Source organism: Hyphomonas sp. (assembly GCF_037969335.1).
Classification (GTDB): domain Bacteria; phylum Pseudomonadota; class Alphaproteobacteria; order Caulobacterales; family Hyphomonadaceae; genus Hyphomonas.
In genome coordinates this window covers 1-14,441 of the sequence record NZ_JBBKXE010000027.1, presented here as the reverse complement: position 1 = coordinate 14,441, position 14,441 = coordinate 1, and the positions used below count along the sequence as shown (strand labels likewise).

Annotated in this window: 12 protein-coding genes; 7 read left to right on the top strand and 5 right to left on the bottom strand. The window is 62.8% G+C overall.

Annotated elements, in window-relative coordinates; translation table 11 throughout:
• From AADA04_RS01850 to AADA04_RS01840, 3 genes are all read left to right on the top strand, one after another.
• Positions 1 to 1,184, top strand: a 1,184-nt coding sequence (locus tag AADA04_RS01850; protein WP_340691528.1) for an AI-2E family transporter, incomplete at its 5' end; no start/stop codon positions are given.
• A gap of 14 nt (positions 1,185 to 1,198) precedes the next feature.
• The gene (tldD, locus tag AADA04_RS01845) at positions 1,199 to 2,653 is read left to right on the top strand and encodes a metalloprotease TldD (RefSeq protein WP_340691527.1); all 1,455 of its coding nucleotides are present in this window, start codon (positions 1,199 to 1,201) and stop codon (positions 2,651 to 2,653) included.
• Positions 2,654 to 2,764: 111 nt separating this feature from the next.
• Positions 2,765 to 3,196 carry a rhodanese-like domain-containing protein gene (locus AADA04_RS01840; protein ID WP_340691526.1) on the top strand — a complete coding sequence of 144 codons (432 nt, stop codon included), beginning with the start codon at positions 2,765 to 2,767 and terminating at the stop codon, positions 3,194 to 3,196.
• Between the two features lie 73 nt (positions 3,197 to 3,269).
• On the opposite strand, the gene AADA04_RS01835 is transcribed toward AADA04_RS01840, so the two are convergent.
• The gene (locus tag AADA04_RS01835) at positions 3,270 to 5,021 is read right to left on the bottom strand and encodes a peptide MFS transporter (RefSeq protein ID WP_340691525.1); all 1,752 of its coding nucleotides are present in this window, start codon (positions 5,019 to 5,021) and stop codon (positions 3,270 to 3,272) included.
• Between the two features lie 131 nt (positions 5,022 to 5,152).
• Positions 5,153 to 6,532 (bottom strand): glutamate--cysteine ligase, encoded by a 1,380-nt coding sequence (locus tag AADA04_RS01830; protein WP_340691524.1) that lies wholly within the window; start codon positions 6,530 to 6,532, stop codon positions 5,153 to 5,155.
• A gap of 105 nt (positions 6,533 to 6,637) precedes the next feature.
• Here AADA04_RS01830 and AADA04_RS01825 point away from each other — a divergent pair, with 105 nt between their 5' ends.
• Entirely contained in the window at positions 6,638 to 7,270 is a 633-nt protein-coding gene (locus tag AADA04_RS01825; protein WP_340691523.1) for a hypothetical protein, read from the top strand.
• A 113-nt stretch (positions 7,271 to 7,383) separates the two neighbouring features.
• Here AADA04_RS01825 and AADA04_RS01820 read toward each other — a convergent pair whose 3' ends face one another.
• Positions 7,384 to 8,157, bottom strand: coding sequence for a 16S rRNA (uracil(1498)-N(3))-methyltransferase (locus AADA04_RS01820; protein WP_340691522.1), 774 nt, complete (start codon positions 8,155 to 8,157; stop codon positions 7,384 to 7,386).
• A 51-nt stretch (positions 8,158 to 8,208) separates the two neighbouring features.
• Between AADA04_RS01820 and AADA04_RS01815 the strand changes: the two genes are divergently transcribed.
• Positions 8,209 to 9,582 carry an NAD-dependent succinate-semialdehyde dehydrogenase gene (locus tag AADA04_RS01815; RefSeq protein ID WP_340691521.1) on the top strand — a complete coding sequence of 458 codons (1,374 nt, stop codon included), beginning with the start codon at positions 8,209 to 8,211 and terminating at the stop codon, positions 9,580 to 9,582.
• Positions 9,583 to 9,625: 43 nt separating this feature from the next.
• Here the strand turns inward: AADA04_RS01815 and AADA04_RS01810 are convergent, their stop codons facing one another.
• Positions 9,626 to 11,764: a hypothetical protein gene (locus AADA04_RS01810; RefSeq protein ID WP_340691520.1), complete on the bottom strand. Its 2,139-nt coding sequence runs from the start codon at positions 11,762 to 11,764 to the stop codon at positions 9,626 to 9,628.
• Between the two features lie 178 nt (positions 11,765 to 11,942).
• On the opposite strand from AADA04_RS01810, the gene AADA04_RS01805 reads away from it, so the two are divergent.
• Together AADA04_RS01805 and ubiA are read left to right on the top strand one after the other, a co-directional pair.
• Complete coding sequence (locus AADA04_RS01805; RefSeq protein WP_340691519.1) at positions 11,943 to 12,953, top strand: aldo/keto reductase; 1,011 nt, start codon at positions 11,943 to 11,945, stop codon at positions 12,951 to 12,953.
• Positions 12,954 to 13,017: 64 nt separating this feature from the next.
• The gene (gene ubiA / locus AADA04_RS01800; RefSeq protein ID WP_340691518.1) at positions 13,018 to 14,166 is read left to right on the top strand and encodes a 4-hydroxybenzoate octaprenyltransferase; all 1,149 of its coding nucleotides are present in this window, start codon (positions 13,018 to 13,020) and stop codon (positions 14,164 to 14,166) included.
• A gap of 66 nt (positions 14,167 to 14,232) precedes the next feature.
• Here ubiA and AADA04_RS01795 read toward each other — a convergent pair.
• Positions 14,233 to 14,441, bottom strand: a 209-nt coding sequence (locus AADA04_RS01795; protein WP_340691517.1) for a hypothetical protein, incomplete at its 5' end; no start/stop codon positions are given.

Here is a 14,441-nt window from a genome sequence, read left to right as displayed (position 1 = left end):
GGCGAGCGCCCGGCCATCACGGCTGGGCGCTCGTTGGCATTTTCTGGATCATGGCCCTGAGCGTCCTGACGATCGCGCAGGGCCTGATCGTTCCGATTGTCTCGGCGATGATGCTGGCGTTGATCTTCAGCCCCGTCCGCCGGGCGATGGACCGGTTCGGCTTCTCATCCGGCGTCTCGGCGGCGATCATCCTGCTGACCCTGCTCGGAGCGATCGGCACGCTCGGCTATTTCGTGTCCGGTGCAGCACAGGACCGGCTGGCCGGCGCGCCGCACATGATTGAAGAGATCGGCGACAAGCTGAGCGAGCTGACCGGCACCGTGCAGCCTGTGATGGATGCCACCGAGCAGATCGAACACATTGCCGGCAAGGAACCCGCCACGGACACGGTCACCATTCGCGAGCCGGGCTTCATGGCCGGATTTACCGACAAGATGCCTGTCATGGCTGGCCAGGTCGTGATCTGCCTGACCCTCGCCTTCTTCCTGATTGCCTCTGGAGACCTGTTCTACGAAAAGCTGGTCCAGGTCATGCCGACGCTGAAGGACAAGCGGCGCGCGCTCGCTGTGGCCCGGGCAATCGAGAACCAGCTGTCGGTCTACCTGCTGACCATCACCCTCATCAATATGGGCCTCGGCGTGGCCATCGGCCTCGCGATGTGGGCCCTCGGCATGCCGGATCCGGTCCTGTTCGGACTCGCCGCATTCCTGTTGAACTATATTCCCTATATCGGTGCGATGGCGGGCGTCGGCATATCGTTCCTTGTCGCCTTGGTGACTTTTGATTCGGCCACGGCGGCCATCCTGCCTGCCTTCACCTTTTGGGCCCTGACCTCGTTCGAGGGACAGTTCGTGACCCCCGTCCTGGTCGGGCGACGGCTGCGCCTCAATGCCGTGGTCGTGTTCGTCTCGTTCGCACTCTGGGCATGGCTATGGTCGTTCATGGGCATGTTGCTGTCCACGCCGATGTTGCTGACCATGAAGGTCGTCTCCGACCATGTTCCCGGCATGTCCGGCTTCGGCAAGTTCCTGGCTGACCGGGATGACCTGTCGCGCTCCGACCGCCGCATCCTCAAATTCATTTTCGGCCGCGACGTGCCGCTCAGCAAGCGGCAGGACGCCCGGCAAGCCGGGGAGGCAAACGAAAGCCCAGTGCCCCTGCCCGCCGCCAAGCCACCAGCCTAGGCGATTGTGCGTGGATGACAGGGTTTACCCTTGCTGCGGGCGCCGATCACCCGCATTTAGGATGGATGACCCAGACCCAATTGCCTTTCGACGTCGCCCGCGCTGCGGATATCCTGTCTGATGCCGTGTCCGGCGGAGATGACGGTGACCTGTTCATCGAGCGCTCGCGCTCGGAAAGTTTCGTGTTTGATGACGGGCGGTTGAAATCGGCCGCCTTCGATACCGATCAGGGCTTCGGCCTGCGGGTCGTCGCCGGCGAAGCGCAGGGTAGCGGCTATGGTTCGGAACTGTCGCTGGGCGCGATTACCCGCGCGGCGCAGACAGCCTCACAGGCCAAGCGCGGCTATTCCGGCAAACTGGCCGACGGCCCGCAACCGACCAATCGTCGCCTCTATGCACCGATCGACCCGACATCGGCACCTGACTTCACGGTCAAGACCGGCCTGCTCGCCGAGATCGACGCCTGGACGCGGGCGCTGGATCCTCGCGTCGTGCAGGTCTCGGTATCGCTCGCCGGCAGCCATCGGGAAATCGATATCATCCGCCCGGACGGGGCGACGTTCTCCGACATACGTCCGCTGGTCCGTCTCAATGTTTCGGTGACTTTGGAAGAAAACGGCCGACGCGAATCCGCCAGCGCTGGCGCAGGTGGCCGGGCCGCCTATGACGAATGGATCCAGCCGGGCCGCTGGCAGGACCTGGTCCGCCGCGCCCTCGGCAAGGCTTCGGTCAACCTGCAATCCATCCCGACGCCGGCAGGCGTCATGGAAGTCGTGCTCGGCCCTGGCTGGCCAGCCGTGCTGCTGCACGAAGCTGTCGGCCACGGTCTCGAAGGCGACTTCAACCGCAAGGGCACGAGTGTCTATGCGGGCCGGATCGGCGAACAGGTCGCCGCCAAGGGCGTCACCGTGATCGACGATGGCTCAATTGAAGCCCGACGCGGTTCGCTCTCTTTCGATGATGAAGGGACGCCGACCCAGCGCACCGTCCTGATCGAGGACGGCATCCTGAAAGGCTACATGCAGGACCGCCTGAACGCCCGCCTGATGGGCGTCGCGCCGACCGGCAATGGTCGCCGGGAAAGCTATGAAGCCCAGACCATGCCGCGCATGACCAACACGGTCATGCTGGGCGGAGACAAGGATCCGGACGAAATCGTCGCCTCGATCAAGCGCGGCCTTTGGGCCGTCGATTTTGGTGGCGGGCAGGTCGACATCACGTCCGGCAATTTCGTGTTCCAGTGCACCGAGGCCTATCTCGTTGAGGACGGCAAGGTCGTGGCGCCGGTCAAGAACGCCACGCTGATCGGCCATGGGCCGACCGTGCTTCAGCAGGTCTCGATGATCGGCAATGATTTCGCCATGGATGACGGCGTCGGTGTGTGCGGCAAGGGCGGACAATCGGTGCCGGTGGGCGTTGGACAGCCAACGCTCAAGGTAGGTGCCTTGACCGTTGGCGGTGCCGGATAAAATTCCTGTCATTTTAACGGGAGACTCTTGCGGCCTCGCGGAGGTTTTGCCACTTTGTTGCCATATTAACCAAGGGCCAAGCCCCTTGGCGGCGTAGAAGCGAGTGACGCGATGAGAGTTCAGTTCCTGGCCTTGGTATGCGGAGCCGTTGGCCTTGGCGGCATGGCAATGGCGGATGTGGAAACCCTGACCGCCGATTCCGCCTTCCAAATGTCCCAGAAGGGCGAACTGGTCCTGATCGATGTGCGCACCCCAACCGAATGGGCCATGACCGGCATGCCACGTGATAGCGTGGGCGCCACACTCCAGGATATCGACTTTGTGGCGAGGGCGCGGGGAGCCGTTTACGGCGATCTTGAGCAGCCCGTGGCGGTAATCTGCAAATCGGGTAACCGGTCGACGTCAGCGGCGGAGAAACTGGCCTCGGAAGGTTTCGCCCATGTGTTCAACGTGTCCGAAGGCATGACAGGTCATCTCGGCACCGGTGATGGCTGGATCAAGCGCGGACTGCCGACCGATCCGTTCAATCCACCGATGCGATAAACCTGATTTCATCCGAAACGAAAAAGGGCGGCCCGCAAAGGCCGCCCTTTTGTTTTGAGGCTTGCAGCCTAGCCTAGACCATCGTGCCGTCGTCGGTTTTCATCCAGCTCTTGATCAGCGGCGAAATCAGCAACATCACGACCGCGATGCCGATCCCGATATAGCCGACCGAGCTGTAGACGCTGATATAGGTTGCCTTGGCAGCTGCCACGTCGGTCAACTGGCCACCAATGGTCTCAGACCCTGTGGACTGGGCGATGATGCCGGCGAGGAAATTCGACAGGCCCGAATAGAGGAACCAGGCGCCCATAGTCATGCCAACGACCTGCGGTGGCGCGAGCTTGGTCACGGCTGACAGGCCGACCGGTGACAGCATGAGTTCTGCCATCGTATGGATCCAGTAGATCAGGAAGATGAACAGGACCGGCGTCATGGCGGACGGACCGACCGTCTGGATGCCTGCCACAAGGGCAAGGAAGCCGAGGCCAACGCCGAAGACGCCAATGGCGAATTTCACCGGAGTCGATGGTTCCTTGTGGCGCTTGGCCAGCCAGATCCACAACCAAGCGATGATCGGGGCAAAAATGAAGATGAAGGCTGCATTGAGTGACTGGAACACCGGGGCCGGCACCGACCAGCCGAACAATGTCCGATCAACGAGACGGTCGGTGAACAGGTTCAGCGACGAACCCGCCTGCTCGAACAGGGCCCAGAACGGAATCTGCGCCAGCACGAAATAGATCGCCGCAAACATCCGGTTCCGCTCGGTGCCCTTCAGGCGAAGGATTGCGTATCCAACGAGGAACACGAACATCAGGATACCAATCGGGCCGAGGATTCCGCCGACAATCTCTTCGTTCATCACCAACAGCATCGACGCGCCAATCATGATGAGACCAGCGAGATAGCAGGCCCATTCCACATTGATCGGGCCAAGAACCGACTTTTTGAGCATTTCGGCATCCGGTGGATCCGCCCGGCCGCCGAGATATTTCTGCCCCCAGAGGAACACGCCCAGTCCAGCAGCCATGCCGATGCCGGCCAGGCCGAAGCCCCAGGCCCAGCCATAGACGATACCGAGGATGCCGCAGGTGATCGACGACAGGAATGCGCCGAGATTGATGCCCATGTAGAACAGCGTGAAGCCTGAATCGCGGCGCGCGTCGCCGACACCGTAGAGCGCGCCCACAATCGTCGAGATATTCGCCTTGAGGAAGCCGACCCCGGCAATGATCAGGGCAAGCGACAGGAACAGGATGTTCTTGAACAGGTCCTGCTGGACGATCTTGGTGTCATAGGTTGAGCGGTCGATCCGCTCCGGCAGGCCCATCACGGCCGGTTCGGCGACCACGAGTTCATTGGTTTCATTGTCAAAACTGATCAGCGATGTCTTGTCGCCCTGGACGATGATCTGGTTGGCATCGCCACCGCGGCCATCAAGCGTCAATTCGTATTCAGCGCCGTTGATCGTGGCGATCTGTTGCGAGCCGGAGCCTTCGAACGCCATGCCGAAATGCCCGAGCACCAGCAGGATTGCCCCGAATGTCACGGCTTTGCGCTGGCCGAGATACTTGTCGGCGAGCGTACCGCCAATGATCGTCATCACGTAGACCAGCGCCGTATAGGCACCGTAGATCAACGCCGATTTCTCGTCAGAGAACAGGAAATGCTGGGTCAGGTAGATGATAAGCAGGCCGCGCATCCCGTAATAGGAAAAGCGCTCCCACATCTCGGTCAGGAACAGGATCAGCAGGCCCTTCGGGTGTCCGAAAAAGCTTGTATCCCCCTCGACGGGATCCGTCGTTGAAACTGGAATGTCTGTCACAGTGGCCCTCCCCAGGCTCGTTGCAGTCTGTGGTGCGCCATCCGCGCAAGGGGGCAGTTTGACCATGCGTCGGGCAAACGCTCAAGGTAATTTGTGCTTATGCGCGGCTCGAAAGGCGCAAAAGCGTGCCCCTAATACGCCTCTTCCGCGAAAATCGGACGCACGTCGCGGTTCCACGGGCCGTAATAGCGGGCCAGCAGGCGGTCGGCAGGGGTGAGGCCGGTGGTTGCTATGTCATCGAGTTCGGTGAGGTAGCCGGTCTCGTCGTCCCCAGACGTGGAGAGGTTCGCCCGGTTCTTGAGGCCCTGCCGGGAGAGCGCGAGCACCTGTTTGGCGAGGTCCTGCATCGAACCGCCGCCGGGAACAGGCGTCCGCAAACCGAGCGTGCGCACGCCTTGGCGCATCGATTCGCGGTCTGCTGCCGTCCAGTCCTTCACGAGGTCCCAGGCGGCATCGAGGCAGTCGGGGCAATACATCAGGCCGGTCCAGAAGGCGGAGAAGGCGCACAGGCGGCTCCACGGGCCGGCATCGGACCCGCGCATCTCGAGGAATTGCTTCAGGCGCACTTCCGGGAAAATCGTCGAGAGATGGTCGATATAATCGTCCATGGCGGGCTTTTCGCCCGGCAGGATCGGCAACTTGCCGGCCATGAAGTCGCGGAAGCTGAGGCCGCTGGCATCGAGATACTCGCCCTTGCGGCGGACGAAATACATAGGCACGTCGAGCGCATAGTCGACATATTGCTCGAAGCCGAAGCCCTCTTCGAACACGAAGGGCAGCATGCCGGTCCGGTCGGGGTCGGTATCGGTCCATATCTGCGAGCGATAGGACACGAAGCCGTTGGGGCGCCCGTCGAGGAAGGGCGAATTGGCGAACAGGGCCGTGCCGAGCGGCTGCAGGGCCAGCGACACGCGGAATTTCTTCACCATGTCGGCTTCCGAGCCGAAATCGAGATTTGTCTGCACAGTGCAGGTGCGGAACATCATCTGGCGGCCAAGACGGCCGACCTTGTCCATGTAATTGGTCATGATGCGGTAGCGGCCCTTGGGCATGACCGGGGTTTCGGCAAGGCTCCAGAGCGGGCTGGCGCCGGCGCCGAGGAAAGCAATGCCCAGCGGTTCGGCCACCTGACGCACTTCTTCCAGATGGCGGCCGACTTCATTGCAGGTCTGGTGAATGGTTTCGAGCGGCGCGCCGGAGAGTTCAAACTGGCCGCCGGGCTCGAGCGAGACGCTGGCACCATTCTGTTTCAGGCCGATCAGATGACCGCCCTCGACAATCGGCTCCCAGCCGAACTGGTCGCGCAGACCTTCAAGCATGGCCCGAATCGATGCGTCGCCCTCATAGGGCAGCGGGCGCAGGCCATCCTTGATGAAGCCGAATTTCTCGTGTTCCGTGCCGATCCGCCAATCCGCCATGGGCTTTGACCCTGCGGCAAGGTACTCGACCAGCTCAGACTTGGATTCGATACGCGCGGAGGTCTCGTCGATGTCCGACGTCGGTGTGGTCATCAGGTGCCTCCCATGAATCGGCGATGGAAGTGCACATAGGGATGTTTCATCCGAACGCCAACCGGGTTATCCTAACCTTTGAACTGAGATTTCAGAGGGACTGGCGTGAACAGGCTGAAGGCAGACGAGCGTGACGACCTGAAAATGTGGGCACATATCCACGTACGGGGCGGCTATGAGGAGATCGATGAGATCGAGGACATTCTCTTCGAACTCACCGAGGACTTCGAGACGACCATGTCCGAACGCGACCGCCGGGTCGAGGTGCGCCAGGTGCTGGTCACGGCCGTGCAGGCGCTGGTCGACGAGCAGGAAAGCTGGCCGGTACTGACAGACTATGACCGGCTTGAACTGGCCATGGACACGCTGGAAGACAATGGAATCGTCGCCCGACAGAATTTCACCTGCTGCGGCAATTGCGGCGCCGCCGAAATCGGCGTCGAGATCGAAGATTATGAAGCCATGGGCCAGCAGGCCCGAGGCTATGTCTTTTTCCACCAACAGGACACCGAAAGCGCCGTTGAAGGCCACGGCCTGTATTTCAGCTATGGCGCGGCACATTCGGACCTGGACGTGGCCCATATCGCGATCGCGCAGGAATTGTTCGACCTGTTGCAGGGCGTCGGCCTGAAACCGCACTGGGACGGCAAGATTGATCACCGCGTCGGCGTCGTGCTCGACTGGAAACGCCGCTGGGTCGACGACGTGCCGATGCCGCTGAAGCGCTGGTCGTTCTAGGCCACAGCACCGGACGCCCGGCTCGTCCTTCGACTTCGCTCAGGATGAGCCTCAAAGGCGAGCATGCTGCGAAGGGCTCATCCTGAGCGACGTCGAAGGACGAGCCCGAGGGGCTAGTCCCGCCAATCCCCACACACGGCCTGCCAGAGGGTCATCGCAGCTACTGCCGCCGTTTCGGCGCGCAAGATGCGGGGGCCGAGACCGACGGGATAGGTATCGGCGCGGGCGCGCAGGTGTGAGCGTTCGGCGGGGCTGAAACCGCCTTCCGGGCCGATCAGGATCGCCGCCGGGCGGCCTTTGATGCCGGGCAGCACTTCGGTCATTGGCCGGGCCCTGCCCGCCTGCCCGCCCCAGGGCGCATCGGCCTCGTCGCCGGCTTCATCGCAAAAGACCAGCGCCGTGCCGGATGGCAGGGCCGCCAGCGCGACGTCGAGGCTGGCCGCATCCGCTACATCCGGCAGGTCGAGCCGTTCGGTCTGCTCGGCGGCTTCGAGGGCGATTTTCTGGAACCGGTCGAGGCGGACGGTGCGGGTCTGGGTGCGTTCGGTAATCACGGGCTGGATCCGGGCGGCGCCAAGCTCGGTTGCCTTCTCGACGATGAAATCGGTCTCGGATTTCTTGACCGGAGCAAAGAGGAGCGTCAGCTGTGCACCGCTGTTCGGCTCCTGCTGACGCAACTGGTCCACGGGCGTCAATTCGGCCCGGCGGCCTTCTATCCTGCTGATCTCGGCGCGCCACTCGCCGTCGCGGCCGTTGAAGACGCGGGCGGCGTCACCCATGCCGAGGCGCATGACCCGGGTCAGGTAGTTCGCCTGCCCCTCGTCGAGCGCAAAGGCTTCGCCTGCGACAAGATCACTGTTCACGAAAAGGCGAGGCATGGAACTCATTGGCGCTCTATATGCCTATATAGGATTGAAGTTAAGCCGAAGGATCACGCCATGAGCACGCCAGCCGTCACCTCGATCAACCCCGCCACCGGAGAAGAGCTGCAGAGCTTTACGCCGCTGACCAGCGCCAATCTCGATGCCGCGATCGAACGGGCGGATGACAGGTTCCAGACATGGCGCCTGACAGGATTCACCGAGCGGACGCGCCTGATGCACAAGGCCGCCGACATCCTGGAGAACCGAAAGGACGCCTATGCCCGCACGATGGTGCTGGAAATGGGCAAGCCACTGAGTGAAGCCCTGGCGGAGGTGGAGAAATGCGCCCTCGTCTGCCGGCACTATGCCGAGCACGCGGAAGCCTACCTGGCCGATGAGCCGATCAAGACCGAGGCGAAACGCTCCTATGTGCGCCACCTGCCAGTCGGGCCGGTGCTGGCTGTGATGCCGTGGAACTTTCCGTTCTGGCAGGTTTTCCGCTTTGCCGCGCCGACCCTGATGGCGGGCAATGTCGGCCTGTTGAAACATGCCTCGAATGTCTGGGGCTCGGCCATGAATATCGAGGCGGTGTTTCGTGAGGCCGGATTCGCGGACGGTTGTTTCCAGGCGCTGCTGATCGGCTCGAAAGCCGTCGAAGGCGTGATCCGCGACCCGCGCGTGAAAGCGGTGACGCTGACCGGCTCGGGCCCGGCCGGGCGGGCGGTGGCCAGTGTTGCCGGTGAGGAGCTGAAGCCTTCCCTGCTGGAACTGGGCGGATCGGACGCGTTCATCGTGATGCCGTCGGCTGATCTGGACAAGGCGGTGGATACGGCCGTCAAATCGCGCACACGGAATAACGGCCAGTCCTGCATCGCAGCGAAGCGGTTCTTTGTTCACGCCGATATCTACGACGCGTTCACCCAAGCTTTCGTGGCGAAGATCGAGGCGCTGCGCGTCGGCGATCCGCTGCTGGAGGAGACCGATATCGGACCGCTGGCAACCGAGGCGATCCGCGACGAACTGGCTGACCAGGTTGAAGCGACGCTGAAGGGCGGCGCAAAGCGGATCAGCACGCCGGCAAAAGTGGACGACAAAGGCTGGTGGTTTGCGCCGCAGGTTCTGGCCGAGGCACCGGACGGCACGCCGGGCGCGGACGCGGAAATGTTCGGACCGGTCGCCAATGTCTGGCGCGTCGCCAGCCTGAGCGATGCCATCTCCCGCGCCAATCGCAGCGATTACGGCCTCGGTTCGGCGATCTTCACGCAGGACGAGGACGAAATCGAGCAGGCCGTTCGCGACCTCGAAGCCGGCTCCACTTTCGTCAACGCGCTGGTCGCCTCGGACCCGCGCCTGCCCTTCGGCGGCGTCAAACAGTCCGGCTACGGACGCGAACTCGCGGCAGATGGCATCAAGGCGTTCGTGAACCGGAAGACGGTTTCGATCAGCTGAGCCGGGATCGGGAACATGTCCGCGATACTCAACCCACCCTGTTCTACTCTGCGGTATAGGCCTTTGGCATATCGATTTCGGGCAGGCCCAGTTTGGCGCGTTCAGCGTTGATGTCAGCGGCGACCCTGGCCTGAAGGGCCTGAAGCCGCGGCGTGGGCGTGTCATTCAGGCCGGGATCGATGAACAGGTAAATGTCGCGCATCCCTTTTGCATAGGCCAGTTCCAACAGGTCCATCGCCTTGCCCTGATCGCCTTCAAGCAAAGACAACCGGGCCTCATTCACATCATAGCTGGCGTTCTGGAAGCCAGACGCGCGATCCGCATCAATCGCCCGTCTTGCCGCCGCGAGCATGGCGGGCGCGTCCTGGTGCCCGGCGTCGATCAGGGCGGGCAGGACTGTCAGGTAGGGCGGCTTGATAAAGGTGTGCTGGAAAGATTCAAGGCTGTCCCAGGTTGCATCATAGTAGCGAACGACCTCTGCCCAGTCATGGATGCTGTTATGGACATCGAGATAATCGGACTGCTGTTGCGGAAAGTCCGGTCGCGCGTCCGTTTCCTGCCTGACTAGCGCCCGCGCCTCATCCTTGCGGCCCATCAGGACCATCGCCCGATAGCGCATATAAGGTTCGTCAGCTTTCAGGACCGACTGGAATTCCCCCAGTCCCAGTTCGGCAAAATGAAGGTCGCGTGACGCTCTCGGATCGTGCGGCGCCATGGCCAGAACCTTGCGCCGAATCTTCAGGCCTTCCGCCAGATTACCTGACAATTCCTGGAAAACCGCCTTCATTACGTGAGGCCCCGGATTCTCCGGTGAGATGGCGAGCCACCTGTCGGCCAGAACGCGCGCCTTGTCCAAGTCGCCTATGCGGCCATAATAGGACAGCAAATTCGTGTTCACGTCGCTCTGGGCCGGGTCGTGTGCCAACGCCACCTCGAATTGCGCAATCGCCTCGTCAAACCGCTTCTGGTCGTTCAGCCAATAGCCATAGTCATTCCTTGCCAGCGCGAAATTGGGTTTGATTGCAAGGGCGCGTTCATAAAGTGCACCCGCCTTGTCGCGGGTCTCGGCATCAAACGCCATCGAGAACAGCCCGGCGCGGGCAAAGAGGGCATCGGCGGAATCGGGGTCCAGCTTGAGCGCGCGGCTGGTCCATTGGTCAGCCCGCGTAACGGCTTCTTCGGCCGGAATGTCACCGGCGGCCCCCTCTGCGTCAGACATCATCAGCTCGTAATAGCCGCGCCAGGCGAGGGCGGGAACGAAATCCGGGTCGATGGCGAGGGCCTTGTCGAGGGCGTGGGCAGCGTCCGCATAGCCAGTCATCGTGCTGAGGGCGGCCTTTTGCTGGGCGAGCAGGTAAAGGTCGTAGGTGGTAATGTCCGTGCGCGGGGCGGCGATGGGCGTGACCGTGCCCATGAGTTGCGGCTTCAATTCGACGAGGATGGCATTGGCGATCTCGTCCTGCACGGCGAAGATGTCTGTCAGGTCGCCATCATAGGTGTCGGACCACATGTGGAAGCCATTGTCAGCGCGGATAAGCTGGGCGGTGACACGGACCTTGTTGCCGGACTTGCGCACCGAACCTTCAAGCACATGGGCGACGTCGAGAATCTGGGCGATCTCGCGCAGGTCGGTGTTCTGGCCCTTGAAGGCGAAGGAGGATGTGCGGCCCGCCACGGCGAGGCCGGGCACCTGGGCCATGACATTGAGCAATTCCTCGGAAATGCCGTCAGCGAAATATTCCTGGTCGCCATCCGGGCTCATGTCCGCGAAGGGAAGGACCGCGATGGAGAAATCTTCAGAGGCGACCGACTTCTGGTTGGCGGCGGCTTTGCCGGAAGGCATCACGCGGTCGCCGATAATGACCACCACGAGCAGCGCCGCTGCGGCCGCGAGGATCATGTCGAGTCGCTTGCCGGTGCGATCGGCGACGCTAGATTCCGGATCGACCCTGGCGGTGGGTTTCAGGCCATCTGGCGTCATCTCGAACGCCCAGGCGCCGAAAACAACAATCGGGAAGCCGATCAGGACGAGGATCGTGATGAGGGTATCAAACCAGCTGGGGAGCAGCAGCGTCGTCTCGAGAACGACGGCGAGCTGCATCAGCAGCCAGCCGCCGACCGCATAGATCGACGCGATCCGGAACACGTTCCGGCGTTGTAATTCCTGGATAAACTTCTGCAATCTGCGTCCCCGGATTGTCTTTAGCTCTGACTCGCTAGCATCGTTTGAGCGCTTTGTCGTGAGTTTAGGCGCGCGGTAACCGTCCCCGCTTTCCGGATGCGTATGAGCGGACCACTTGCCGCCTGCATTGCCTAGCGCCTAGTCTGCGCCTGAAACCAGATCATCAGAGAGCCGCATCATGAGTATAGCACCGCGCAAGCTGGGGTCGGACAAAGTGTATCCTGTAGGACTGGGCTGCATGAACCTGCACCATGGCTACGGGCCGCCATCGGATGAGGGCGATGCCGCAGCGCTGCTCCACGAGGCGCTCGACCTCGGATACAATTTTCTCGACACGGCGACGATCTATGGCTTCGGCAAGAACGAGACGCTGATCGGCGAGACGCTGAAGGACCGCAAGAACGACTATGTGCAGGCCAGCAAATGCGTGATGCTGTTCGAGGATGGCCAGCGGAAGCTGGACGCGCGGCCCGAGAGCATCAAGGCCGCCTGCGAGGCGAGCCTGAAGCGGCTGCAGCGCGATGTGATCGATCTCTATTACATGCACCGGCCCGACAAGAATGTTCCGATCGAGGATTCGATGGGCGCGATGGCGGACCTCGTGAAAGAGGGCAAGATTCGCATGGTCGGCCTGTCGGAAATGGGCGAGGGCCTGCTGCGCCGGGCGCATGCCGTGCACCCCGTTTCGGCGATGCAGTCGGAATATTCACTGCTGACGCGCAACCCGGAGATCGCGGTGCTGGACGCCTGCAGGGAGCTGGGCGTGACCTTCGTGCCGTTCTCGCCGGTCGGGCGCGGCTATCTCGCCGACAATCCGCCCGCGCCGAAGGATTACCATGCCGCCGACATGCGGCGTATCTTCCCGCGCTGGAACGAGCCTTACTGGACCGAGAACCTGCCGCTGCTGAAACAGGCGCAGGAGATGGCGGGCGACCTTGGCTGTACGATGTCGCAGCTGGCGATTGCCTGGACGCTGGTGAAGGATCCCGATTGTGTGCCGATCCCGGGCACGACGAGTGCCAGGCATTTGCGGGACAATTTCGCCGCCGCGCAGGTCTCGCTGACACCTGAACAGGTGGCCCATCTCGACGCGGTGTTCGCGCCCGAGGCGGTGAAAGGGCCCCGCTATAACGCGATGGCGCAGGCCAGCGTGGATACCGAGCAATATCCGTTCGAACTGACCGCGTGAGGCACTTTCGCGTGAGGGTTGCTTGAGGCTGTGAAAGGCGGAAATTCACTGTATAAGCCGGGCAATGAACCAGATCGACACGTCCGGCAGGCCCAGCCTGCAAGCCATTCCGGCTGACAGCGCCCTGCCCGGGCTGCTGGCCCGGCTGCCTGACTGGATGCAGCCCTATGCCATGCTGGCGCGGCTCGACCGGCCTGTCGGCATCTGGCTGCTCTACCTGCCCTGCCTGATTGGCCTTGCCTTCGTGCGGATGCGCACGGGGCTCTATCTTGTCGACCTGTTCTGGGTGCCGCTATTCCTGCTGGGCGCGGTGGCGATGCGCGGCGCGGGCTGTACGTGGAACGACATTACCGACAAGGATTTCGATGCGCAGGTGGCGCGCACGGCGCTGAGGCCGCTGCCGTCAGGCGCGGTGACATTGCGCGAGGCGTTCACCTTCCTCGGTGTGCAGCTGGCGGTGGGGCTGGCCGTGTGGGCCTGCCTGCCGGGCGATGCGAAACTGGTGGCCTTGTGCGCGCTGCCGCTGGTGGCGGCCTATCCGTTCATGAAACGGGTGACCTGGTGGCCGCAGGCCTGGCTCGGCCTGACCTTCAACTGGGGCATACTGGTCGGCGCGGCGACGGCGGGCAGCCTGTCGGTGCCGGTGTTCATTCTCTATGCCGGGCTGGTCCTGTGGACGATTGCTTATGACACGATCTACGCCCTGCAGGACCGCGAAGACGACGCGCTGATCGGCGTGCAGTCGACCGCCCGCCTGTTCGGCAAGCGGGCCGTGCTGGTGAGCTTCTGTTTCCATATGGGCGCCGCAGCGCTGGTGGCGCTGGCGGCGGTGCTCAACGGGTCGGTCCGGGCCGGCGCGGTGACGGCGCTGGCTTTCTTTGCGCATGGCGTGTGGCAGGTGGTGCGCCTGAAATCGAGCCAGGAGCAGGACGCGCTGGGCGTGTTCAAATCGAATGTCTGGGCCGGGGCGATCCTGGCCGGCGGTTTCCTGCTGGCGGCCATGGTGCCGACGCCGGAACCGCGCTCGCTGTTTGCCGAGCATGAGACCGTGCCGGTGGGCCCATCGGAAACACTCGCCCTGCCCTTCGGACTTGAACTGAAGCGCGAACACCAGATTTCGCGCGCCGAGACCTGGATGGCGAGCGACGTTCTGCGGGCGCTGGAAAAGGAAAATGTGCCTGTGCCTGAGCCGGACTCCCCGACGCCCGAATAACAGCCCGCACGAAGGCCCGGCGCAGGGGCTTCCCTGTCCGGCAATGATACGAAAACCCGGATGGATCTAGGACGTGTCCGGCGCGGGGTACGCAGCCGCTCGCGGCAGGGCGGGCAAACAATCGCTGACAATACGGAAGGCTTCGACATCCGGCCGGATGGCCGGTGCGGGGCGCAGGCGTCCGCCGCGGGATTTTATGTAGGCGGCCATGCGCAGGGCGTGCGGTTCCGGGTTTCGGAAGGCCTCGGCCAGCAGGTCGAGGCGGTGCGCGAGGT